The organism is Staphylococcus simiae (genome assembly GCF_002902085.1).
Taxonomy (GTDB): domain Bacteria; phylum Bacillota; class Bacilli; order Staphylococcales; family Staphylococcaceae; genus Staphylococcus; species Staphylococcus simiae.
Genome location: NZ_PPQR01000028.1, coordinates 1 through 23,806, shown reverse-complemented (window position 1 = coordinate 23,806; position 23,806 = coordinate 1). Strand labels below are relative to the sequence as shown.

The 23,806-nt window shown below is 31.8% G+C and carries 20 protein-coding genes; 15 read left to right on the top strand and 5 right to left on the bottom strand.

All coding sequences use genetic code 11. The features are described 5' to 3' along the window. Positions 1-204 precede the first annotated feature (204 nt). Positions 205-1,233 (top strand): 6-phosphogluconolactonase, encoded by a 1,029-nt coding sequence (gene pglS / locus CD113_RS05140; protein WP_002464721.1) that lies wholly within the window; start codon positions 205-207, stop codon positions 1,231-1,233. A gap of 83 nt (positions 1,234-1,316) precedes the next feature. On the opposite strand, the gene CD113_RS05135 is transcribed toward pglS, so the two are convergent. From CD113_RS05135 to CD113_RS05125, 3 genes are all read right to left on the bottom strand, one after another. After that, on the bottom strand, positions 1,317-2,696 hold the full coding sequence (locus tag CD113_RS05135) for an aldehyde dehydrogenase (RefSeq protein ID WP_002464722.1): 1,380 nt from the start codon (positions 2,694-2,696) through the stop codon (positions 1,317-1,319). A gap of 390 nt (positions 2,697-3,086) precedes the next feature. Next, on the bottom strand, positions 3,087-4,016 hold the full coding sequence (locus CD113_RS05130) for a manganese-dependent inorganic pyrophosphatase (protein WP_002464723.1): 930 nt from the start codon (positions 4,014-4,016) through the stop codon (positions 3,087-3,089). 51 nt (positions 4,017-4,067) lie between these two features. Beyond that, positions 4,068-4,628: a cysteine hydrolase family protein gene (locus CD113_RS05125; protein ID WP_002464724.1), complete on the bottom strand. Its 561-nt coding sequence runs from the start codon at positions 4,626-4,628 to the stop codon at positions 4,068-4,070. Positions 4,629-5,016: 388 nt separating this feature from the next. On the opposite strand from CD113_RS05125, the gene CD113_RS05120 reads away from it, so the two are divergent. Both CD113_RS05120 and CD113_RS05115 read left to right on the top strand, forming a co-directional pair. Then, on the top strand, positions 5,017-6,102 hold the full coding sequence (locus CD113_RS05120) for a glycosyl hydrolase family 28-related protein (RefSeq protein WP_002464725.1): 1,086 nt from the start codon (positions 5,017-5,019) through the stop codon (positions 6,100-6,102). A 400-nt stretch (positions 6,103-6,502) separates the two neighbouring features. Next, on the top strand, positions 6,503-8,065 hold the full coding sequence (locus CD113_RS05115) for an SLC13 family permease (protein WP_002464726.1): 1,563 nt from the start codon (positions 6,503-6,505) through the stop codon (positions 8,063-8,065). A gap of 253 nt (positions 8,066-8,318) precedes the next feature. Here CD113_RS05115 and CD113_RS05110 read toward each other — a convergent pair whose 3' ends face one another. Together CD113_RS05110 and CD113_RS05105 are read right to left on the bottom strand one after the other, a co-directional pair. Beyond that, the gene (locus tag CD113_RS05110) at positions 8,319-9,113 is read right to left on the bottom strand and encodes a prephenate dehydratase (protein WP_002464727.1); all 795 of its coding nucleotides are present in this window, start codon (positions 9,111-9,113) and stop codon (positions 8,319-8,321) included. An 18-nt stretch (positions 9,114-9,131) separates the two neighbouring features. Next, a complete protein-coding gene (locus CD113_RS05105) occupies positions 9,132-10,208 on the bottom strand; it encodes a nitric oxide synthase oxygenase (protein WP_002464728.1) in 1,077 nt (358 codons plus the stop codon). A 177-nt stretch (positions 10,209-10,385) separates the two neighbouring features. Between CD113_RS05105 and CD113_RS05100 the strand changes: the two genes are divergently transcribed. The 12 genes from CD113_RS05100 (at position 10,386) to CD113_RS05045 (ending at position 23,581) form a co-directional block, all read left to right on the top strand. Then, positions 10,386-11,855: a nicotinate phosphoribosyltransferase gene (locus CD113_RS05100; protein ID WP_002464729.1), complete on the top strand. Its 1,470-nt coding sequence runs from the start codon at positions 10,386-10,388 to the stop codon at positions 11,853-11,855. Next, positions 11,848-12,681, top strand: a complete 834-nt coding sequence (nadE, locus tag CD113_RS05095) for an ammonia-dependent NAD(+) synthetase (RefSeq protein ID WP_002464730.1) — start codon at positions 11,848-11,850, stop codon at positions 12,679-12,681. The genes CD113_RS05100 and nadE overlap by 8 nt, the downstream gene beginning before the upstream one ends. Positions 12,682-12,975: 294 nt before the next feature. Next, on the top strand, positions 12,976-13,569 hold the full coding sequence (locus CD113_RS05090; RefSeq protein WP_002464731.1) for a DUF2179 domain-containing protein: 594 nt from the start codon (positions 12,976-12,978) through the stop codon (positions 13,567-13,569). Further along, a complete protein-coding gene (locus CD113_RS05085) occupies positions 13,553-13,735 on the top strand; it encodes an NETI motif-containing protein (protein WP_197697104.1) in 183 nt (60 codons plus the stop codon). Before CD113_RS05090 ends, CD113_RS05085 begins: the two co-directional genes overlap by 17 nt. 376 nt (positions 13,736-14,111) lie before the next feature. After that, a complete protein-coding gene (gene purB / locus CD113_RS05080) occupies positions 14,112-15,407 on the top strand; it encodes an adenylosuccinate lyase (RefSeq protein WP_002464733.1) in 1,296 nt (431 codons plus the stop codon). A 112-nt stretch (positions 15,408-15,519) separates the two neighbouring features. Next, a complete protein-coding gene (locus CD113_RS05075) occupies positions 15,520-15,822 on the top strand; it encodes a YerC/YecD family TrpR-related protein (protein ID WP_002464734.1) in 303 nt (100 codons plus the stop codon). A 340-nt stretch (positions 15,823-16,162) separates the two neighbouring features. After that, on the top strand, positions 16,163-16,855 hold the full coding sequence (locus tag CD113_RS05070) for a heptaprenylglyceryl phosphate synthase (protein ID WP_002464735.1): 693 nt from the start codon (positions 16,163-16,165) through the stop codon (positions 16,853-16,855). After that, complete coding sequence (gene pcrA, locus CD113_RS05065; RefSeq protein ID WP_002464736.1) at positions 16,852-19,044, top strand: DNA helicase PcrA; 2,193 nt, start codon at positions 16,852-16,854, stop codon at positions 19,042-19,044. Before CD113_RS05070 ends, pcrA begins: the two co-directional genes overlap by 4 nt. Before the next feature lie 3 nt (positions 19,045-19,047). Next, on the top strand, positions 19,048-21,051 hold the full coding sequence (gene ligA / locus CD113_RS05060) for an NAD-dependent DNA ligase LigA (RefSeq protein ID WP_002464737.1): 2,004 nt from the start codon (positions 19,048-19,050) through the stop codon (positions 21,049-21,051). 12 nt (positions 21,052-21,063) lie between these two features. After that, positions 21,064-22,263, top strand: coding sequence for a CamS family sex pheromone protein (locus CD113_RS05055; RefSeq protein WP_002464738.1), 1,200 nt, complete (start codon positions 21,064-21,066; stop codon positions 22,261-22,263). Positions 22,264-22,407: 144 nt separating this feature from the next. Continuing rightward, positions 22,408-22,851 (top strand): MarR family winged helix-turn-helix transcriptional regulator, encoded by a 444-nt coding sequence (locus tag CD113_RS05050; RefSeq protein WP_002464739.1) that lies wholly within the window; start codon positions 22,408-22,410, stop codon positions 22,849-22,851. Continuing rightward, positions 22,844-23,581: an N-acyl homoserine lactonase family protein gene (locus CD113_RS05045; RefSeq protein WP_002464740.1), complete on the top strand. Its 738-nt coding sequence runs from the start codon at positions 22,844-22,846 to the stop codon at positions 23,579-23,581. The genes CD113_RS05050 and CD113_RS05045 overlap by 8 nt, the downstream gene beginning before the upstream one ends. Positions 23,582-23,806: the final 225 nt, after the last annotated feature.

Sequence of the window (23,806 nt, the reverse complement as noted above, 5' to 3'; positions counted from 1 at the left end):
AATATAAAAATATAGTCAAACGATTTTGTAGTCCATTTAAAAAATAATATGAACGATATAGTTATTACGTTAATTTATCATAGAATAACAATAAATTTACTGATTAACCATAAAAAGTTAAAGTAAGTCATCATTGCAAAATATTGTTATTCGCTTACAAAATTTAATAAAATGGAATTAATAACAAAATGGAGGGATAAATACATGACAATGGGTTATATTGGTTCTTACACTAAAAAGGGTGGTAAAGGCATTTATCATTTTGACTTAAATGAACAAGAGGGACGTATTAATTTTGTAGAAACTGGTTATGAATTAGAAGCTTCAACATACGTAGCGCACAACGACAAGTTTTTATATGGAATTACTAAAGAAGGTGAACAATGTGGTGTAGCTAGTTTTAAAATTGAAGCGGATGGTCAATTGACATTAATCAATAAATGCTTACCGTCAACAACTGGTACAGGATGTTATGTAGCTATTTCACATGATAACCAATATTTATTTGAAGCAGTATATGGTGCTGGCATTATTCGTTTATATAAATTAAATGTAACAACTGGTGAAGTTGAACGATTAATAGAAGAATTAGCACATGATTTTCCTACAGGCTCTCATGAACGTCAAGATCAACCACATGCACACTATTTAAATCAAACACCAGACGGTAAATATGTCGTTGCAACGGACTTAGGTGCTGACAGAATTGTTGCATATCAATTTGATGAAAATGGCTTTAAAGAATATGCACAGTCAAATTTTAAAGATGCAGATGGCACACGCCATATTGAATTTCATGGCAATGGTAAATATGCTTATGTTGTACATGAACTTTCAAACGAAGTGAGTGTTACAGCATATCATGACGGACATTTTAAAGAATTAGCACGCTATCAAACGATACCACAAGATTTTACTGACGCTACCAAATTAGCTGCGGTAAGATTGTCTCGTGATCAACAATTTTTATATGTATCTAATCGTGGACATAATAGTATCGCAATTTATAAAGTATTAGAAGATGGTAGTAAACTAGAACTTGTAGCGATAACGACTACAGGTGATGATTTCCCTAGAGATTTCAATATCACTCCGTCAAATAAATATTTAGTTTGTGCACATGAACAAGGTCAATCTAAAGTTACTGTATTTGAAAGAAATGAACAAACAGGAGAGTTAACATTAACAGATGACCATAGTCAAGCACTAGAAGGTGTTTGTGTTATTTTTTAATAAGAATTGTTTATAAAATAAGTAGTAAAAAAGCCCGAGATTGTTAACGTTCAATCTTGGGCTTTATACTTCAAATAACTATGTTAATTTTTGAAAAAAGCTTTAATGTATTTAAACTTACCTTTAAAAGGAGGGTACTGGATACCTGATTCTAAACGTGTTGATTTAAAGATATAACTTTTTTCGTGTGTAAAGGTATCAAATGAGTATTTTCCATGATAACGACCGATACCCGAAGCACCAACACCACCAAAAGGTAATTTAGGATTGGCAAGATGCATCAATGTATCATTAATCGCACCACCGCCAAATGATAGTTCATTTAATACACGTTCTGTAGCATTTTCATTTTCACTAAATAAGTAAAGGCTAAGTGGTTTCGGTCTTTGTTGAACGAATGCTATAGCATCGTCAAAATGTTGATATGTTAAAATCGGTAAAATTGGACCGAAAATCTCTTGTTGCATAATTGGATCATCACTAGAAATATGATCTAATAATGTTGGTTCAATATAACGTTTATTTTCATCATAATGTCCTCCAAAGACGATATGATCATGTTGTTGTTCAAGTAGAGTTATTAAGCGTTTGACATGTTTAAGATTAACGATGCGACCAAAATCAGGGCTTTGGTCGATATGTTGACCATAAAATTCATGAATTGTTTTTGATAATGCTTTAATTAGCTCTTCTTTGATAGAGTGATGTACTAAAATATAATCTGGTGCGACACAAGTTTGTCCAGCATTGGTAAATTTGCCAAAGCAAATACGTTCACTAGCCACTTTAATATTGGCTGTTTCATCGATAATAACTGGAGATTTTCCACCTAATTCTAATGTGACGGGTACTAAATTTTCACTCGCAGCTTGGTAAACCACTTTTCCTACATGCTCACTTCCAGTAAAGAACATATAATCAAAGGGCAAATGAATTAAAGTTTGTGTTTCTTCAATACCACCTTCAATCACTTCGATATACTGTGCCTCAAAGGCGTCATTAATTAACTGTTTAATCACTTGAGCGACATGAGGTGTTAACTCAGAAGGTTTAATGATAGCAGTATTGCCAGCAGCAATTGCGCCAATCAAAGGTTCGAACACTAATTGAAATGGATAATTAAAAGGTCCAATAATAAGAACAGTACCATACGGTTCTTTTTTTATATAACTTTTAGTTGGAAATAAATATAATGGTGTATCAACGGACTTTGTTTTGGTCCAACTATTAATAGCTTTTCTAGCTTGTTTAATGCTTTTTAAGACAATACCAATTTCTGTAGCATAAGCCTCAGCTTTATTTTTTCCTAAATCTTGGTATAAAGCATCTAAAATAGCATTTTCATATTTTTTAATTGTTTTAGCAAGTTGTTTAAGTTGTTGTTTACGAAAAGCAACATCTTTTGTTTGTTGACTATTAAAATAAGACTTACTACGATTAAAAATTTGTTCGATTGTAGTCATGTTATATTAACCTCCTTTGTGTTAATTTTTAAAATATGTACAAGTGTCATCATAACTAAAATGATAGTCGTAAAACAAATATAAGTACTGAATTTAATAAATTAGCTAATAAAAATTAAATTTAGATGATATTGTGTACATAATACTTTAGACCAAATTGGGAAAATTAAACGCTAAAAACACTTTGCCAGTTAAATTTTTATGAGGAAGATATATAAAAGAATTCGTTAGTAATAACCTAAGTACGACAATATATAACTCGTAATCATTAATATCATTCAAATATCACCTACATAATGATAAGAGAGTAACAAAAAACTACCAACAATGTATGGATACAGATGTTGGTAGTGTATTCAATAATATTTTATAAAGTGTAATAATATTATTTTATTTAGTTAGGGCTTCTGTAATTTGAGGTACAACTTGTTTTTTACGTGATACGACACCAGTTAAGAAGGCCATATCATCTTCAAGTTGTACATTGAAAGCTTCTCCAACTTTATCTTTTTCAGCACCTACGACTAAAATTTTAGAGTCACTATTAATAATATCAGTTACTACTAGAACAAATAAGTCGTATTTTTCTTCAGCACTGTTAGTTAACATGGCTTGTTCAAGTTCACTTTTACGATCAAGTACTTCATCGATATCAACTGTGTTAACTTGAGCGATACGAGTCACATAATCTCCCATAGTGAAAGATTTGGCATCCATATCTAATAAGAACTCAACAGATTTATCAGTTGTTGAAGCACCAGCATTTAACATATCTAAACCGTAAGCATCTAAGTCAACGTTAGCAATGTCTTTTAATTCTTGCGCTGCATTGACATCTTCTTCAGTGCAAGTAGGTGATTTGAATAATAAGCTGTCAGAAATAATAGCTGAAACCATTAAGCCAGCGATTTCTGGTTTGATGTCAAAGCCACGTTCTTTATACATTTTGTATAAAATTGTAGCAGTACAACCTACAGGTTCAGCACGATAATATAATGGGCCAGCAGTTTCAAAGTTAGCAATTCTGTGATGGTCAACAACATGTTTAATGTTAGCATCAGCAATTGTATCAGCACTTTGTTGGAACTCATTATGATCAACTAAAATAACATCTTGTCCATCTAAGTTATCTGTTAATAATTCAGGTGCTGTTACATTGAATTTATCAAGTGCGAATTGTGTTTCAGCATTGATATCACCTAAGCGATATGCTGTTGCTGAATCATTGCCTCTTAATTGTTCAAAATCTGCCATGATGATTGCAGATGAAATAGCATCAGTGTCTGGGTTTTTGTGTCCGAAAATATAAGTTTTAGCCATTGTTCAAATATCTCCCTTATTTCATATTGTATGTTTTTATTTTAGCATGTTTTAAATGAATTGTTCTACCTCAGCACCTAACGCATTTTTAAAATGTGCTAGTGCCCAATCGTGTCCTTGTTGATTAAAAGAGGCAACACCATGTTCAGGTATCGAAATGTGATAACCTAAATTATAAGCTGAAATCGCAGTATGTAAAATACAAATATCGGTACAAACGCCTACAATTTCAATGTTTTTAATATGGCGTTCTCTCAGCAAACTATCTAATGTAGTACCGTAAAAAGAATCATAACGCGTTTTATCAATAAAATGAATATTAGGTTGCGTTTTAATTTGGTTATAAATATCTCCAACACGACCGTATAATTCTCTACCACTGGTGTTGATAATATTATGAGGCGGAAATAGTTTACTTTCTGGATGATAACTATCTTGTTCATAATGCAAATCCATTAAGAAAAAGATTGAATCTTGTGTTTGATGATAGTGATTAATACGAGAAACGATGAAGTCTTCAATAGCCTGACCTGGTTTGCCACAAGTTAATAAACCATTATCCGCAATAAAATCATTTGAATAATCTACAACTAATAATGCACGATTTGTCATTTACCAACACTCCAATGTCGAATTTAAATAATTGTTTAAAATATGACCCCAATTTTGTGGCTAAAAAATTTAATTTATACGTTTAGTATATAGATTCGCCTAATTTTTTCAATGTTAATATAGTTTCTTTGTGGATTAAAAATACATTGAAAAGTTGTAGAAATCAATCAGTTGTTGTATGGCAAAAAAAGCAGAACATGATTAGTGATTATATAACTTAAAAGTAGTACGTTTCATTTAAATATTATTTGACATAGTTAACAAATACGAAACACATTGTCACCTAAAATTAATTTCAATCATAAATAAGGATTATCTTTTTTTAAAACGGTTATTATATAGTACGTAAACAATGATAAATTTAAAATGAGATGAAGGATGACCAATCATGTACATCAATATAAAAGATTATGGAGCTGTAGGGCATCATAAATATAAAGATACAAAAGCGATTCAACAAGCACTTAATCAAGGGAAGGGACAACAAACAACAATTTACATACCAAAAGGGACGTACTATATGCGTAAACCGTTAATTATCTATGGTCATACAACCTTATTGTTAGATGATGAAGCGGTTATTTTACGCCAACATAAAGGGACACTATTAAAAAACGGTCATCGTTTTGGCTTTTACAAAGGATACAATGGTCATGGCCATATTTATATTAAAGGTGGTGTCTTTGATATGAATGGCATATCTTATCCTTATAATAATACAGCAATGTGTATGGGCCATGCTGAAGATATACAGTTACTTGGTGTAACGATTAAAAATGTCGTAAGTGGACATGCTATTGATGCTTGTGGGATTGATGGTTTACACATTAAAGATTGTTCCTTTGAAGGTTTTGTTGATTATGAAGGAAAGAGATTCTTTTCAGAGGCTGTTCAATTAGACATTCAAGTACCTGGTGCATTTCCAAAATTCGGTACGACAGATGGTACAATTACTAAAAATGTCATTATTGAGCAATGTTATTTTGGTCCATCAAAGTTAAAAGGAATGACAAGTTGGAATAGAGCGATTGGTTCTCATGCGAGTCGACATAATATATTTTACGATAATATTCATATTAAAAATAATGTCTTTGAAGGTATGCAAGATTATACGCTAACACCGTTAAAATCAATTAATACGTTTATTGTTAATAATCAATTTATAAATTGTGTTGGTGGTATTAGATATTTGGCAGTTAGAGATGGTGAAAATGCAGCAGATATCTTAACAGGACAAGATCAAGGATCACAAGCAGGTAAGAACATGAACATTATAGGAAACCAATTTAAAGGGCCGATGGTGAAAGATGCTATACATATACGTAGCTATAATAATGTTAAACATCAGCAAATATTTATTGCGGGAAATACATTTAATGATGCAAGCCAAACCATTCATTTAGAAGATATTAAAGAATTGACATTAGATAATGTAACGAATGATATAGCTATCAAAAAAATTAATATAGAGTAATTAGGCGAAATTTTCAAAAAAAGTAATTTGAAAATTGTGAAAGCGCATTCATTAAATGGTGTAAATATGCTATAATTGAAACTGGTTAAAAGTATTTTACATATGAGTTTAACTGTTTGGTAGCAACTTTCTGGGTTATAAAATATTGATAAATCAACGTTTTAAAAACCTAGTCAACCTTTCTAGGATAGGTCGTACTCGGCATCAAAAAATTCTAGTTATTAAAAATAACAGATAACAGAGGAATACAGTCGCTTACTAACGTAACAACCGCATAAGAAATTCTAGTTATTAACATAACAGGTAACAGAGGAATACAGTCGCTTACTAACGTAACGACTGCATAAGAAACTCTAGTTATTAAAATAACAGAATTTCTAATTAAACAAGGGGGGATTTTATGGCTATATTTAATCAATATCAAAGGGATGCGTCTAAACGATATTTGACCTTCTTTTCAACATCAAATAACAATAAGTCATTTAATAAGGGGCAATGGATCGGTCTTATTTTAGGTCCATTATTATTTGCATTAACATTATTGTTTGTCCACCCTGAGACGTTACCATGGAAGGGCGTTTATGTTTTAGCAATTACGTTATGGATTGCTACTTGGTGGATTACTGAAACGATACCTATTGCAGCAACAAGTTTGTTACCCATTATATTATTACCTATTGGTCACGTTTTGACACCTGAACAAGTGTCATCAGAATATGGTAATGATATTATTTTTCTATTTTTAGGCGGTTTTATTTTAGCAATAGCAATGGAAAGATGGAATTTACATACTCGTGTAGCATTAACTATCATCAATTATATTGGTGCAAGTACATCAAAAATATTACTCGGCTTTATGGTAGCAACGGGTTTCTTATCTATGTTTGTATCTAATACAGCTGCAGTTATGATTATGATTCCAATAGGACTAGCAATTATTAAAGAAGCTAATGATTTAAAAGGGGTAGAGACTAATCAACAAAGTATAAAAAAGTTTGAAACATCTTTAGTATTAGCTATCGGTTATGCAGGTACAATTGGTGGCTTAGGTACTTTAATTGGCACACCACCATTAATTATTTTAAAAGGGCAATATATGCAAAATTTTGGTCATGAAATAAGTTTTGCTAAATGGATGATTGTCGGAATACCAACAGTAATTATTTTATTAGCAATTACGTGGTTATATTTGAGATATGTAGCGTTTAGACATGACTTAAAATATTTGCCAGGTGGTCAACAATTAATTCAACAAAAATTAGATGAATTAGGTAAGATGACATATGAAGAAAAAGTCGTTCAAACGATCTTTATATTAGCTAGTTTATTATGGATTACTAGAGAGTTTTTACTTAAGAATTGGGCAGTCACATCTGAAGTTGCTGATGGGACAATTGCGATCTTTATTTCTGTACTACTATTTATTATCCCAGCAAAAAATAAGAAACAGCATCGTAGAATTATTGATTGGGAAGTTGCCAAAGAATTGCCTTGGGGTGTGTTAATACTATTTGGTGGTGGATTAGCTTTAGCTAAAGGTATTTCTGAAAGTGGTTTGGCAAAATGGTTAGGTGAACAACTAAAATCACTAAACGGTGTCAGCCCAATTATCATCGTTATAGTCATTACGATATTTGTATTGTTCTTAACAGAAGTTACATCTAATACTGCAACTGCTACTATGATTTTACCAATTTTAGCTACATTATCAGTTGCCGTAGGTGTTCATCCACTATTATTAATGGCACCAGCAGCAATGGCAGCTAACTGTGCATACATGTTACCAGTAGGAACACCTCCAAACGCTATCGTCTTTGGTACTGGTAAAATATCTATCAAACAAATGGCTTCAGTCGGCTTTTGGGTAAACTTAATTAGTGCCATTATTATTATTTTAGTTGTTTACTTTGTCATGCCAATGGTACTAGGTATCGATATTTCCAAACCATTGCCATTAAAATAATTGATAAGTTAATTAAACGTTCGCATGTCGTTATTTTGTGATAAATGTTAGCGTACTATTTTATTATTAATTTTGAATATTAAGTAATGCAGTTATGTTACTATTTAAAATTTTACTTTAAGGTGCAAGCTGGGGTGTAAGGCTTAAAAAATTATGTATCAGTCCAATTTGTTAGAGAACTAAATGATTTTATAACAGAAAAATGTCGTCATAAAGGAAGTTACTACACATTCCATTTATGACGACATTTATTTTAATTAAACGCACCAATCATTTTCACTTTGAAATCTAAGGTAATTAAAATCGAAATCACTTTATCTATATCTTCTGTAAGAGTTGAATCTGCTTGGACAAAGAAACGATACATACCGAGTTGTGTTTTTAGTGGGCGTGATTCAATCCAGGATAAATTGATATTAAATAAGGCAAATGTGTTTAAGATACTGGCTAATAAACCTGGTTTATCTACAGTAGGTGTAATTAAAAACATTAAAGATGACACATGCGTATCAAATTGCTGATGATTTTTAATAACTAAAAACCGTGTAGCATTATGCGGATAATCTTCAATATGTGTATCTAATGGATGATAACCATATGTCTCACCGCTCCCTAAAGGTGCAATAGCAGCTACACCATGAGTGATTTTATCTAAACTTTGTATCGTACTATCAACGTAGTCATAGTCAAATTGATGTTTATGAATATAGTTGCTAGTCTGACTTATAGCAGGCGCAATAGAATAAACTTTCTTTATATCTGCTAATGTATCACCTTCATTAGCATACAATGCGAAATTAATATCTAGACGAATTTCTCCATGTGCAAAAACATGCTGTTGTGCTAATGAATCAGCTACTAAATTAATTGTCCCTTCAATAGAATTTTCAATCGGGACGATACCTACACCATCATCATTTTCGGAAACAGCTTTTACTACTTCAAATAAATTTGATTTTGGTTCGTAAGTTGCCTCAGTTTCAGATAAATATTGTCGACAGGCTAGATATGAAAATGTTCCTTTAGGTCCTAAATAGTATAATTGCATCCGTTACACCCCACTAACTTATTGATGAAAAGGGCACTTGTTGCTTTCAGTATCCTGTTTTTTATAATAAAAATTAGGATCATTCACAGTGTTATCATAACCATGATGATAATTTGATGTTAGTGTCGGTGATAATGGTGGCGCTAACCAAGACCATTTTCCTGTCACATGTCTTTGACATTTTGCTTCATTACGTTCGAATAATTCAAACTGTTTAGAAGCTGTTAAGTGATCGACAATAGAGACACCTTGATTTTTAAAAGAATGATATACTGCATAATTTAATTCAACGAGTGCACGATCTTTATTAAATGAATTATTTTTAAGTGTATCAAATTCGAAAGCATGTGCAACTTTTTCTAATAAATTATATCTATAATCATCAATAAAATTACGTACACCGATTTCAGTAACCATATACCAACCGTTAAATGGCGCAGTTGGATAAGTAATGCCACCAATTTTTAAATCCATATTTGAAATAATTGGTACAGCATACCATTTTAACCCTAGTTCAGCTAATTTTGGATAGTGCTCATGTTCAATATTAACTTCTTTAATTAAACCTTCGGGATATTGATAATATTTTATATTGTCACCAGGAAGTTGATAAATCAGTGGAAGAATATCGAAATGTCCACCGTGCCCTTGCCAACCTAAATGTTCAGCTAACTGTGTAATCTCTCTCTCAGATGGGTCACCACTGTGTTCATAACCAGCGTAGCGAATCAGTTGATGATTAAATATTTTTGGACCATTTGTTGGTGCGAAAATAGTAATATAAGGTTTTAATTTACCACCATTTGTCGCCTTATTAATATGGTTGGTAATAGCATCAAGAAACTCAGACTCCGATTTAATGTCTCTTGCATCTACAACATTTAAAGAATCCCAGAATAGTCTGCCAATACAACGGTTAGACTGTCGCCATGCAACTTTTGCGCCATATGTTAGTTCTTCAGTAGTATGTGTGTAAGTTCCAGTTTGGTTTATTTCATCACTAATTTCATGTAAACGTTGTTCAATTATGTCGTTTTGATAGTCATATTCATGATACATTTTTCTAATAAATGTTTGTGCCTGTTCAAATAACATTTTGCAACACCTCATTAAGCATTATAAGCTAAAATATAAAAATACATATAAATAATATGGAGATGTCATTAAATTGTTAGGACTCATATAAAAATGTAAAAAAAGGTGCTCTATTACCTAGAAAAATCTAATTATGATAAAATGTAAGAAAATAAAAGGTCGATTGGAGAGATACGAGTGTACCAATTAAATGACGATAGCTTAATGCTACAAAATGACTTATATCAAATAAATATGGCTGAAAGCTATTGGAATGATAATATACATGAAAAAATGGCAGTTTTTGATTTATATTTTAGAAAAATGCCTTTTAATAGTGGTTATGCAGTATTTAATGGTTTGAAAAGAGTTATCGATTTTATAGAAAATTTTGGCTTTTCATCTTCAGATATTGAATATTTACAATCAATAGGTTATCAAGATGACTTTTTAAATTATTTAAAAACACTAAAATTCACTGGTAGCATTAGGTCAATGCAAGAGGGTGAACTATGTTTCGGTAATGAACCGTTGCTTCGTGTAGAAGCACCATTAATACAAGCACAATTAATCGAAACAATCTTATTAAATATCGTTAATTTCCATACGTTAATTACAACAAAGGCAAGTAGAATACGACAAATTGCTTCTGGCGATGATTTAATGGAATTTGGTACACGTCGTGCTCAAGAAATTGATGCTGCATTATGGGGCGCAAGGGCTGCATATATTGGAGGTTTCGATTCAACAAGTAATGTTAGAGCAGGTAAATTATTCGGCATCCCAGTTTCTGGGACACATGCACATGCACTAGTTCAAACTTATGGTGATGAATATATAGCTTTTAAAAAGTATGCAGAGCGTCATAAAAATTGTGTCTTTTTAGTAGATACCTTCCATACATTGAAATCTGGCGTTCCTACTGCAATTAAAGTAGCCAAAGAATTAGGTGATAAGATTAATTTTGCAGGGATTAGATTGGATTCTGGAGACATTGCGTATCTATCTAAAGAAGCGAGACGTATGTTAGATGAAGCAGGCTTTCCTGATGCTAAAATTATTGCCTCTAACGATTTAGATGAGGAAACAATAACAAGTTTAAAAGCCCAAGGTGCTAAAGTTGATTCATGGGGAGTTGGCACTAAATTGATTACCGGCTATGATCAACCAGCATTAGGAGCAGTATATAAATTAGTTGCTATAGAAGATGACAATGGTAACTATAGTGATCGTATTAAATTATCTAATAATGCTGAAAAGGTCACAACACCAGGTAAGAAAAACGTTTATCGTATCATTAATAAAAGGACGGGCAAAGCAGAAGGCGATTATATTACTTTAGCTCATGAAAATCCGCATCAACAAAGTCCGTTGAAAATGTTCCATCCAGTACACACTTATAAAATGAAATTTATTAAATCTTTTGATGCCATAGATTTACATCATACGATTTATGATAAAGGTAAGTTAGTTTATGATATGCCAACAGTAGCTGAATCTCGTGATTATTTAGCACGTAGTTTACAATTTATCTGGGAAGAGAATAAACGTTTTTTAAATCCACAAGAATATCCGGTAGATTTAAGCACAGAGTGTTGGGATAATAAACATAAACGTATATTTGAAGTTGCGGAACATGTTAAGGAGATGGAAGAAGATAATGACTAAATTACAAGATATTGTTGTTGAAGAAATGAAAGTTAAACAACATTTAAATAGTGCCGATGAAATTGCAGAAATTAAACACTTTATTAAAAGTTATGTGCAATCACATTCCTTTATCAAATCGTTAGTATTAGGTATATCTGGTGGGCAAGATTCAACACTTGCTGGTAAATTAGTACAATTAGCAGTTAACGAATTAAGACAAGAAGGTAGAGATTGTACATTTATCGCTGTTAAATTACCATATGGTGTACAAAAAGATGCTGCTGAGGTTGAAGATGCACTATCATTTATAGAGCCAGATGAAATTGTGACTGTCAATATTAAGCCAGCAGTAGATCAAAGTGTTCAATCATTAAAAGAGGCTGGCATTCATTTAACTGATTTTCAAAAAGGAAATGAAAAGGCTCGTGAACGTATGAAAGTACAATTTTCAATTGCCTCTAATAGACAAGGTATAGTGGTTGGTACAGATCATTCTGCAGAAAATATAACAGGTTTTTATACAAAATATGGAGATGGTGCAGCTGACATAGCTCCAATATTTGGTTTAAATAAAAGACAAGGTCGTCAATTATTAGCCTATTTAAACGCGCCAAAGCATTTATATGAAAAAATACCAACAGCAGATTTAGAAGATGATAAGCCTCAACTTCCTGATGAAGATGCGCTAGGTGTAACATATGACTATATTGATGATTATTTAGAAGGTAAAGAAGTGCCGGAAGAAGCGCGTAAAATCATCGAAGGACATTATGTTCGCAATGCTCATAAGAGAGAACTAGCCTATACACGTTATACATGGCCTAAAAGTAATAGCAAAAAATAAAAAGCTTCATTCGATCATTAAGAAAAAATATTGTTTAAGTTAAATTCACTATTTATTTCTGACCATAATCGTACTATATTATATTAATATGTATAATTTGAAAGTGGGAGTGGGACAGACATAAATTTTCTAGAAAATTTATGTCGTAATCCCACCCCGGCAAGACTGACTAGGTTTGTAAAATGTTGATTTATCAATATTTTACAAACCAGACAGTTAATGCCAAATGCTTGGATTGAAAAGTGAAATGTTTTTGTCCAAGACAATGTGTCAAACAAGAAAGTGAGGAGTAATATGTCGGTAATAGTTGGAAATCCATGGTTAATGGTCATCACTATTTTTATTATTAATGTGTGCTATGTTACATTTCTAACAATGCGTACGATATTAACACTGAAAGGTTATCGTTACATGGCAGCATCAGTAAGCTTTTTAGAAGTACTTGTATATGTAGTAGGATTAGGTTTAGTTATGTCTAATCTTGGCCATATTCAAAATATTATTGCCTACGCTTTCGGTTTCTCGATAGGAATAATTGTAGGAATGAAAATAGAAGAAAAATTGGCGCTTGGCTATACAGTTGTTAACGTAACATCAGCTGAATATGAATTAGATTTACCAAATGAGTTGAGAAATTTAGGATATGGTGTAACCCACTATGCAGCATTCGGTAGAGATGGTAGCCGTATGGTGATGCAAATTTTAACGCCAAGAAAATATGAACGTAAATTAATGGATACGGTAAAAAATTTGGATCCTAAAGCGTTTATTATAGCTTATGAACCACGAAATATTCATGGTGGATTCTGGACTAAAGGTATTCGTCGTCGTAAACTTAAAGATTATGAGCCAGAACTACTTGAAAGTGTTGTTGAGCATGAAGTTTAAAGTAGAAGCTGAAGAAACGATTACTGATTGTTTACAACGCATGAAAGATGCTGGTTATATGCCAGTTCGTCGGATTGAAAAACCTATTTATCAAGAAAATAAAGATGGTTCAATCGAAGTATTACAACAAGAAATTATTTTCATAGGTAAAAAAATAACAACATAAAGATAGCTTTTAGACAACAGATGAGCTTTAAGCACTATCTTAATTATTAAATACGACATTATTCTAACCAAGGTTTTGCAGATATGTAGAGCCTTGGTTTTTATGTTATGTCATATTGTTAATGACACAAGTATCATGATAATTAAAAAAATGCTGATTATATGACAATACCATTTTACTAACAATATGACCGAGTCCATTGTATTCACATGAAAAATAAAATAAAATATGAATATACGGAAAAAATTTATACATTTAGTTATAATTCTGTTAGACTTAAAAGAGTAATGATAAAGACGAACATTTCATTGTTAAATCATGTTATTGTTCTGTTTTATGATAAGTTTTGATTATACATACGATAGGAGTTAAAAAAATGATAGAACGTTATTCTAGAGAAGAAATGTCAAATATTTGGACAGACCAAAATCGCTATGAAGCGTGGTTAGAAGTTGAAATTTTAGCTTGTGAAGCATGGAGCGAATTGGGTTATATACCACGAGAAGATGTACAAAAAATTCGTGACAATGCACAAGTAGATGTCGAACGTGCACAAGAAATAGAGTTAGAAACACGTCACGATGTAGTGGCATTTACTAGACAAGTTTCAGAAACTTTAGGCGACGAGCGTAAATGGGTACATTATGGTTTAACTTCTACAGATGTTGTTGATACAGCATTGAGTTTTGTAATCAAACAAGCAAATGACATTATTGAAAAAGATTTAGAACGTTTTATAGAAGTACTAGCGAATAAAGCTAAGAAATATAAATATACATTAATGATGGGACGTACGCACGGTGTTCATGCAGAACCAACTACTTTTGGTGTGAAAATGGCGCTATGGTATACAGAAATGCAACGTAATTTACAACGTTTTAAGGCTGTTCGTGAAGAAATTGAAGTAGGTAAAATGAGTGGCGCTGTTGGTACGTTTGCGAATATTCCACCTGAAATTGAAACATATGTGTGTAAACATTTAGGTATTGGTGCTGCACCTGTATCAACACAAACTTTGCAACGTGATCGTCATGCGTATTATATTGCGACGTTAGCACTTATTGCCACATCATTAGAAAAATTTGCTGTTGAAATTCGTAATTTACAAAAAACAGAAACAAGAGAAGTTGAAGAAGCATTTGCTAAAGGGCAAAAAGGGTCTTCAGCAATGCCTCATAAACGTAATCCGATAGGTTCTGAGAATATCACAGGTATCTCAAGAGTCATTCGTGGTTATATTACAACAGCATACGAAAATGTTCCATTATGGCATGAACGTGATATTTCACATTCATCAGCTGAAAGAATTATGTTACCAGATGTCACGATTGCTTTAGACTATGCATTAAATAGATTTACCAATATTGTAGATCGCTTAACAGTCTTTGAAGATAATATGCGTCAAAATATCGATAAAACATTTGGCTTGATTTTCTCTCAACGTGTCCTATTAGCTTTAATTAATAAAGGAATGGTTAGAGAAGAAGCATATGATAAAGTACAACCGAAAGCGATGGAATCATGGGAAACGAAAACACCTTTCCGTGAGTTAATTGAACAAGATGACTCTATAACTAATGTTTTGACAAAAGAAGAATTAGATGAATGTTTCAATCCAGAACACCATTTAAATCAAGTTGATACTATTTTTGAACGTGCTGGATTAGCATAGTATAATTAAAGTAAATGTAATTTATTAACGACATAACTTCGAATTACTACACTTTAACAAATTAGTACGTTAAAATGGCATAAAGACTAAATAAAGTAGGGGTTGTTTTGATATGCAAATTGAAAAATTACGTGGTCAAGCATTAGATGAATTATTTGATGCGATCTTGACGTTAGAAAACAGAGAAGAATGTTATCAATTTTTCGATGATTTGTGTACTGTTAATGAATTACAATCACTGTCACAAAGATTACAGGTTGCTAAAATGATTAAGCAAGGTTATACGTATGCAACGATTGAACAAGAATCAGGTGCATCTACTGCAACGATTTCAAGAGTTAAACGCTCACTGCAATGGGGCAACGATGCGTATACAATGATATTAGATAGATTAAACATAGACACAAAAGAGTAAGTTAGTAATGATAACTTGAGGTCAAACAAAACGCATTATATACTTATTTATATATTTGGTAATAACTGACTGGATTGTATCATGTTAATAAAATTACGTCTTACAATGATAGAAAGTTTTGCTAAGAAGCGATGTTGATATGATTTTTTAGAAAAGTCATTTTTATACCACGCTCAATTTAAAATATTACAATAAACCTGAGACGAAAATGGTCTCAGGTTTATTCATTTTTGGTTCTAAAAATTTTAAATAAATGACTTGAAAATCATGTTAACTCTTTAGAACTGTACAAGTAAAAATGCTATAATCAAAGATATGTTAAATAAAGGAGTTTCGGACAATGTATGACATCAGCAAGTGGCGCCATGTTTTTAAATTAGACCCAGCAAAATGGATTTCAGATGATGATCTAGATGCAATTTGTATGTCACAAACAGATGCAATCATGATCGGTGGTACTGATGATGTAACTGAAGATAATGTCATCCATTTAATGAGTAGAGTAAGAAGGTATCCCTTACCACTTGTACTAGAGATTTCTAATTTAGAAAGTGTCATGCCAGGTTTTGACTTTTACTTTGTACCATCTGTATTAAATAGTACAGACGTTACATACCATAATGGCTTATTACATCAAGCTTTGAAGGAATATGGTCATAGTATAGATTTCGAAGAAGTTATGTTTGAAGGCTACGTTGTCTTAAATCCAGATAGTAAAGTAGCACAACTAACTAAAGCAACGACAGCTTTATCAATTGAAGATTTAGAAGCATATGCACAGATGGTGAACGAATTATATCGTATGCCAATCATGTATTTAGAATATAGTGGAAGTTACGGTGATACTGAACAAGTTAGAGCTGTAGCTAACCAATTATCAACAACACAACTATTTTATGGTGGAGGTATTTCAACGTTACAACAAGCAGAAGAAATGGCTCAAATTGCAGACACTATAGTAGTAGGGAATATTATTTATACAGATATTAAAAAAGCTTTAAAAACAGTAAAAATAAAGGAGTCTAGTAAATGAATGCACTATTAAATCATATGAATACAGAACAGAGTGAGGCTGTTAAAACAACAGAAGGACCGTTATTAATTATGGCGGGGGCTGGTTCAGGTAAGACACGCGTTTTAACACATAGAATTGCGTATTTATTAGACGAAAAAGATGTATCACCATACAATGTTTTAGCTATTACATTTACCAATAAAGCCGCTAAAGAAATGAAAGAACGTGTACAAAAATTAGTAGGTGATGAAGCAGAAGTAATATGGATGTCAACATTCCACTCCATGTGTGTGAGAATTTTACGTCGTGATGCTGATCGTATTGGTATTGAACGCAACTTTACAATTATTGATCCAACTGACCAAAAATCAGTAATCAAAGATGTGTTAAAAAATGAAAATATAGATAGTAAGAAATTTGAACCACGTATGTTTATTGGTGCAATTAGTAACTTAAAAAATGAACTGAAAACGCCGAAAGATGCCCAAAAAGAAGCCAATGACTATCATTCACAAATGGTGGCAACAGTGTATAGTGGTTATCAACGTCAACTACAACGTAATGAAGCGTTAGATTTTGATGATTTAATTATGACAACAATTACTTTATTTGAACGTGTACCTGAAGTATTGGAATATTACCAGAATAAATTTCAATATATTCATGTAGATGAGTATCAAGATACTAACAAAGCACAATATACATTAGTAAAATTATTAGCAAGTAAATTTAAAAATTTATGTGTTGTAGGGGACTCAGACCAATCTATCTATGGCTGGCGTGGTGCCGATATTCAAAACATTTTATCTTTTGAAGAAGATTATCCAGAAGCAAAAACCATTTTTCTAGAACAAAATTATCGTTCCACTAAAACCATTTTAAATGCTGCTAATGAAGTGATTAAACATAATTCAGAACGTAAACCAAAAGGGCTTTGGACTGCTAATACGAATGGTGACAAGATTAATTACTATGAAGCGATGACTGAACGTGATGAAGCAGAATATGTGGTACGTGAGATAATGAAACATCATAGAAATGGTAAACCATACAGTGAAATGGCTATTTTATATAGAACAAACGCACAATCACGTGTACTTGAAGAAACATTTATGAAGTCTAATATTCCTTATACTATGGTTGGTGGTCAAAAGTTCTATGATCGTAAAGAAATTAAAGATTTATTAAGTTATTTACGGATTATAGCAAATAGCAATGATGATATTAGTTTACAACGTATTATCAATGTTCCGAAACGTGGTGTTGGTCCTTCATCAGTTGATAAAATTCAAAACTATGCTGTTCAAAATAATATTAGTATGTTTGATGCATTAGGCGAAGTTGATTTTATTGGCTTATCGAAAAAAGTAACACAAGAATGTCTGAATTTTTATGAATTGATTCAAAATTTAATTAAAGAACAAGAATTTTTAGAAATAAGTGATATTGTAGAAGAAGTTCTGAAAAAATCAGGATATAGAGAGATGCTAGAAAGAGAAAATACACTTGAATCACGCAGTCGTCTAGAAAACTTAGATGAATTTATGTCTGTACCAAAAGATTATGAGGAAAATACACCATTAGAAGAACAATCATTAATAAACTTTTTAACAGATCTATCATTAGTAGCAGATATTGATGAAGCAGATACTGAAAGTGGTGTAACATTAATGACTATGCACTCTGCAAAAGGGTTAGAATACCCAATTGTTTTCATCATGGGCATGGAGGAATCACTATTCCCACATATTAGAGCAATTAAAAGTGATGATGATCATGAAATGGAAGAAGAACGTCGTATTTGTTATGTTGCGATTACTCGTGCAGAAGAGGTATTGTACATTACACATGCAACGACACGTATGTTATTTGGACGTTCACAATCTAATATGCCTTCTCGATTTTTACAAGAAATTCCAGAAGAATTATTAGAAAAACATTCAAGTAGTAAGCGCCAAACAATTCAACCTAAAGCTAAACCAGTGACAAAAAGAGGATTTAGTCAACGTACGACATCTTCTAAGAAACAAGTCACATCATCTGATTGGAAAGTTGGCGATAAAGTCACACATAAAGCATGGGGCGAAGGCATGGTTAGTCATGTCAACGAAAAAAATGGGTCAGTGGAATTAGACATCATTTTCAAATCTCAAGGACCTAAACGTTTACTTGCTCAATTTGCACCAATTGAGAAGAAGGAGGATTAAACAATGGCAGAATTGTCAGCGCGTGTGAATGAATTACACAAATTATTAAATCAATATAGTTATGAATATTACGTTCAAGATAATCCTTCTGTACCTGATAGTGAATACGATAAATTATTACACGAATTAATTGATATTGAAGAACAACATCCACAATATAAAACGCCTGATTCACCAACTGTAAGAGTTGGGGGAGAGGCGCAAGCATCATTTAATAAAGTTAATCATGATACACCTATGTTAAGTTTAGGAAATGCTTTTAATGAAGAAGATTTACGTAAATTTGATCAACGTGTGAGAGAACATATTAATAATGTTGAATATATGTGTGAGCTGAAGATTGATGGATTGGCGGTATCATTAAAATATGATAACGGTTATTTTGTACAAGGCTTAACACGTGGAGATGGTACCACAGGTGAAGATATTACGGAAAATTTAAAAACGATTCATGCCATCCCACTAAAGATCAAACAGCCATTAAATGTTGAAGTTCGAGGCGAAGCATATATGCCGAGACGTTCATTCTTACATTTGAACGAAGAAAAAGAAAAAAATGGCGAACAGTTATTTGCTAATCCGCGAAATGCTGCAGCTGGTTCATTACGACAATTAGATTCAAAATTGACAGCTAAACGTAAGTTAAGTGTTTTTATTTATAGTGTGAATGATTTTACAGACTTTAATGCTAGAACACAAAGTGAAGCATTAGATGAATTAGATAAATTAGGATTTAAAACAAATAAAGAACGTCAACGTGTTAAAGATATTGATGGTGTTCTTGCTTACATTGAAAAATGGACGAAAGATAGAGAATCTCTACCTTATGATATTGATGGTATCGTTATTAAAGTCAATGATTTAGATCAACAAGATGAATTAGGATTCACTCAAAAATCACCTCGCTGGGCAATTGCTTATAAATTTCCTGCGGAGGAAGTTGTATCTAAATTACTTGATATAGAATTAAGTATTGGACGAACAGGTGTAGTAACACCAACAGCAATTTTAGAACCAGTTAAAGTAGCTGGGACAACAGTCTCTAGAGCATCACTCCATAATGAAGATTTGATACATGAGAGAGATATCCGAATTGGTGATAGTGTCATCGTTAAAAAAGCAGGTGACATTATTCCAGAAGTTGTCAGAAGTATACCTGATCGTAGACCTGATGATGTCGTAACATATCATATGCCTACACATTGCCCAAGTTGTGGCCATGAATTGGTTAGAATTGAAGGTGAGGTTGCACTGCGTTGTATTAATCCTAAATGTCAGGCACAATTAGTTGAAGGTTTGATACATTTTGTGTCAAGACAAGCTATGAATATAGATGGTTTAGGTGATAAAATAATACATCAATTATATGATAATCATCTTATTAAAGATGTTGCAGATATCTTTTATTTAACACAAGATGACTTATTACCTCTAGAACGAATGGGTCAAAAGAAAGTTGATAATTTGTTAGCAGCTATTGAAAAAGCAAAAGATAATTCATTAGAAAACTTATTATTTGGTTTAGGTATTAGACATCTAGGTGTGAAAGCAAGTCAAGTATTAGCTGAAAAATATGAAACGATGGATAGATTGTTAACTGTTACAGAAGAAGAATTGATAGAGATTCACGATATCGGCGATAAATTAGCACAATCCGTAGTCACATATTTAGAAAATGATGATATCATTGCTTTAATAGAGAAATTAAAACAAAAAGACGTCAATATGACATATAAAGGTATTAAAACTTCTGATATTGAAGGTAGCCCTGAGTTTAGTGGCAAAACGATTGTCTTAACAGGTAAATTACAACAGATGACACGTAATGAAGCATCAAAATGGTTAGTGTCACAAGGTGCTAAAGTAACAAGTAGTGTTACTAAAAATACTGATATTGTTATTGCCGGTGAAGAAGCGGGTTCAAAACTGACTAAAGCACAAAACTTAGGTATTGAAATTTGGACAGAGCAACAATTTGCTGATAAGCAAAATGAATTAAATAGTTAGAGGGGTATGTTGATGAAGCGTACATTGATATTATTAATGTCAGCGATCTTTATATTATCAGCTTGTGGTAATGGTAAGGATGATCATTCTGAAAAAGATCATAGTAAAAATAATAGCAATTCAAATCAGACAAAACAAATTGCTACAGATAAAAATGTACAAGGAGATAATTATCGTACATTATTACCTTTTAAAGAAAGCCAAGCTAGAGGTTTATTACAGGATAATATGGCTAATAGTTATAACGGTGCAGACTTTGAAGATGGTTTATTAGATTTAAGTAAGGAAGTTTTTCCAACTGATAGCTATTTATATCAAGATGGACAGTTCTTAGATAAAAAAACAATCAATGCCTACTTAGAGCCTAAATATACTAAGAGCGAGATTGATAAAATGTCTAGTAAAGATAAGAAGGATAAAAAAGCAAATGAAAATTTAGGTCTAAATCCATCACATGAAGGTGAAACAGATCCTGAAAAAATTGCTAATAACTCACCTGCTTACTTATCTAATATTTTAGAACAAGATTTTTATAGTAGTCGTGATACAAAAGGTAAAACTATAAAAGGTATGACGATTGGTTTAGCTATGAATAGTGTCTATTATTATCATAAAGATAAAGACGGCCCTACTTATAGTAAAAAATTAGATGACAGTGAAATCAAACAACAAGGTAAAGAAATGGCAAGTGAAATGTTATCAAGACTACGTGAAAATGATGATCTAAAAGATATCCCAATTCATTTTGCTATTTATAAGCAATCTAGTGAAGACGCTATCACACCAGGCGAGTTCATCACTCAAGCTACTGCCGATAAAGGTCAGACTAAATTAAATGAGTGGCATAATATTAATGAAAAATCAACATTATTACCGTCGTCTACTGCAGCTGATTACGATGAAAATTTAAATAACAACTTCAAACAGTTTAATGATAATTTACAATCATACTTTACTAATTTCACACAAGCTGTAGGTAAAGTTAAATTTGTTGATAAAAAGCCTAAACAATTAACTATTGATTTACCAATCGATTATTATGGTCAAGCTGAAACAATTGGTATTACACAATATGTAACCGAACAAGCAGATAAATATTTTGATAAAATCGATAATTATGAAATAAGAATTAAAGATGGCAATCAACCAAGAGCATTGATTAGTAAAACTAAAAATGATAAAGAGCCACAAGTTCATATTTATAGTAATTAAATTTTAAGCACTTTCGTACAATTCAAGAATCTTGAATTGAGACGAAAGTGTTTTTCAATATTTAAAACATAAAAGAAATATTTGCAAAATAGTTTACCTGGGTATACAATAAATGACATAAAAACTAAAAAAGGTAGAGTTTATATGGAAAAAGTAACACTTGAAAAATATAATAAATTGCATCTTCAATTTATTGAACTTAGTAAGAAAATTAATGAAGTTATAGAAGAACAAGCCATTGATATTTCTAGGGAACAATTGGGTGTATTTAAATTGTTATTGGAAAATAAAAATATGTCACTTAAAGAAATAGCTTTTAGACAAGGTGTGCATAAAACAGCTGTAACCAAACGAATAAAAAAGATGGAAGAGAAAGGATACGTCAAAAAAATAAAGTCACAAGATAAAAGAGAAAAATTAATTGCTTTGACTAATCAAGGTCATAAATTTTATCAACATAGACAAGAATTATTATATAAAGGTTTAGAAAAGAAACTTAATTTAAATAAAGAAAATTTAGACATCATAATTAATAAGGTGAATGACATACAGTCGATATTAAAACCAGGAGATGAAATAAATGACTAAAGATATTAAAATACACATTTTGCATACGGGTAAAGTAATAGTAGATGAAGCTTTACCGTTTAATTATAAAAATAATCCTCCGTTAGCTTGGACGGGATTATTTAGATCAAAAAAACATCAAATTAAAATACCCGTTTCAGTTTATTTAATTGAACATCCAAAAGGAATAATATTAATTGATACTGGGTGGCATACAGATAATAGAAAACATCAGTTAAGAAATTTATCATTCCAATATCCAATAAATAAAGCGGAATTACCTGAAAATCAAGCTGTAAATGAGCAATTATTGAAATTAGGTTACCGATCAAGTGACATAGATTATGTTTTAATGAGTCATATGCATTGTGATCATGCTGATGGTTTAAGATTAGTTAATGATGCACAAAATATATTGCTCAGTGAAGAAGAGTATCAAGCAATATTAAAAGATAAAATACATTATTTACCTCATGAATGGAAAGATATAAATCTAAATACATTTAAATTTGAAGACACAGGCATTGGTCCAAAAAACAAATCATTTGATCTATTTGGAGATGGTACCATTACAATGGTTTGGGTTCCAGGGCATAGTAAAGGTTTAGCAGCTACAATAATAAAAAATAAAAATAGTAATCGTTTTGTATTATTAGCTTCTGATACAGGTTATGCATCTAAATCATGGGAAGAGAATATACTACCAGGTGTGTTGGTAAATAAAAAAGATGCACAAGATTCATTGGAGTAGATAAAACAAATGGCAAATAGTGAAAATTGTATCGAAGCAATTGCTAATCATGATGCCAATATTAAGCCACACGTTATAGCATTGTAATCCGTTTTGTATATGTGAAAATAAAAAAGGTGTTTTTTGTCTGTTGTGTTGTCAATTTAAGTGCAACAGTTCGTCGCATAAAATTTCATAAGGTGAATTCCAATTTAAACACTTTCTTGGTCGATGATTAATAGCACC

Bases quoted from the DNA above. Each gene is read 5' to 3' on its own strand.
- pglS (WP_002464721.1), top strand. From the start codon at position 205: ATGACAATGGGTTATATTGGTTCTTACACTAAAAAGGGTGGTAAAGGC.
- CD113_RS05135 (WP_002464722.1), bottom strand. From the start codon at position 2,696: ATGACTACAATCGAACAAATTTTTAATCGTAGTAAGTCTTATTTTAAT.
- CD113_RS05130 (WP_002464723.1), bottom strand. From the start codon at position 4,016: ATGGCTAAAACTTATATTTTCGGACACAAAAACCCAGACACTGATGCT.
- CD113_RS05125 (WP_002464724.1), bottom strand. From the start codon at position 4,628: ATGACAAATCGTGCATTATTAGTTGTAGATTATTCAAATGATTTTATT.
- CD113_RS05120 (WP_002464725.1), top strand. From the start codon at position 5,017: ATGTACATCAATATAAAAGATTATGGAGCTGTAGGGCATCATAAATAT.
- CD113_RS05115 (WP_002464726.1), top strand. From the start codon at position 6,503: ATGGCTATATTTAATCAATATCAAAGGGATGCGTCTAAACGATATTTG.
- CD113_RS05110 (WP_002464727.1), bottom strand. From the start codon at position 9,113: ATGCAATTATACTATTTAGGACCTAAAGGAACATTTTCATATCTAGCC.
- CD113_RS05105 (WP_002464728.1), bottom strand. From the start codon at position 10,208: ATGTTATTTGAACAGGCACAAACATTTATTAGAAAAATGTATCATGAA.
- nadE (WP_002464730.1), top strand. From the start codon at position 11,848: ATGACTAAATTACAAGATATTGTTGTTGAAGAAATGAAAGTTAAACAA.
- CD113_RS05090 (WP_002464731.1), top strand. From the start codon at position 12,976: ATGTCGGTAATAGTTGGAAATCCATGGTTAATGGTCATCACTATTTTT.
- purB (WP_002464733.1), top strand. From the start codon at position 14,112: ATGATAGAACGTTATTCTAGAGAAGAAATGTCAAATATTTGGACAGAC.
- CD113_RS05075 (WP_002464734.1), top strand. From the start codon at position 15,520: ATGCAAATTGAAAAATTACGTGGTCAAGCATTAGATGAATTATTTGAT.
- CD113_RS05070 (WP_002464735.1), top strand. From the start codon at position 16,163: ATGTATGACATCAGCAAGTGGCGCCATGTTTTTAAATTAGACCCAGCA.
- pcrA (WP_002464736.1), top strand. From the start codon at position 16,852: ATGAATGCACTATTAAATCATATGAATACAGAACAGAGTGAGGCTGTT.
- ligA (WP_002464737.1), top strand. From the start codon at position 19,048: ATGGCAGAATTGTCAGCGCGTGTGAATGAATTACACAAATTATTAAAT.
- CD113_RS05055 (WP_002464738.1), top strand. From the start codon at position 21,064: ATGAAGCGTACATTGATATTATTAATGTCAGCGATCTTTATATTATCA.
- CD113_RS05050 (WP_002464739.1), top strand. From the start codon at position 22,408: ATGGAAAAAGTAACACTTGAAAAATATAATAAATTGCATCTTCAATTT.
- CD113_RS05045 (WP_002464740.1), top strand. From the start codon at position 22,844: ATGACTAAAGATATTAAAATACACATTTTGCATACGGGTAAAGTAATA.